This is a genomic window from Pseudoalteromonas sp. TAB23 (genome assembly GCF_000498075.1).
Classification (GTDB): Bacteria; Pseudomonadota; Gammaproteobacteria; order Enterobacterales; family Alteromonadaceae; genus Pseudoalteromonas; species Pseudoalteromonas arctica.
The window spans coordinates 1-692 of record NZ_AUTP01000013.1 but is presented as its reverse complement, the minus strand read 5'-3'; the positions used below and the strand labels follow the sequence as shown (position 1 = coordinate 692).

Below are 692 nucleotides of genomic sequence, written 5' to 3'. Positions count from 1 at the left end.
GGGTTAAGTTTGCTAATAAATGGCGGTCAACGGGTGGTTCCCAATACTGGTCGGTATCGTTATAAAATAGCGAGTCGTAATCAGTTAGCCACATGTCGGGCATTACTTGCTCAGGCAAGCCAAACACAACGGGTGCATTTTGTTTTGGTGGCTGCTGGGTTAGCTGCTCAGTGTTTTGGTCTAATTCTGCATGGTCCATCGTGATTTTCTCTTATGTGCATGATTAAGGGGTTCGTTAATAACAGCGTGGCTAATAGCAAAAAATACGTCTGCATGGCCTATGGTGTTATCGCGGCTGGCTTTAAACGTTATGGCGCCGCCCGAGTCGGTACTGGTGCGGCGTATTGAAAGGCAGCTCATAGCAATATCTTTATGGGATGCATCCCATTCAAGTCGGCCACCTTCAATTAGGTCTATCATTTTAAGTACTAAGCGGGTTTTACTGCCTACGCTGTAATGTATGGCGGTGGCTTCACGCGGGTACAGTGTGCTTATTGAGTCAAACACACCCGCGCCAATGCCGGTGGTATCTACGCCAATATAAGTAACGCGGTACTTAGCGTATATTTTTTGAATTTCGCTCACATGGTGCGAAAAGTTCATTCCGCGCCAATAGTGCTTTTCGAGTATTCTAAATTTTTCGCCAGGCTTTTCAGGCGGGGCAACCACTACTAGTGCGGCGTTATCGCGGG

Annotated in this window: 2 pseudogenes; both read right to left on the bottom strand. The window is 47.3% G+C overall.

The window, feature by feature from the left end:
* Nucleotides 1-199: pseudogene (locus L654_RS0100200) on the bottom strand (phage portal protein); the annotation flags it as partial.
* Nucleotides 181-692 (bottom strand): annotated as a pseudogene (locus tag L654_RS0100195) (terminase); the annotation flags it as partial. The pseudogenes L654_RS0100200 and L654_RS0100195, both read right to left, overlap by 19 nt.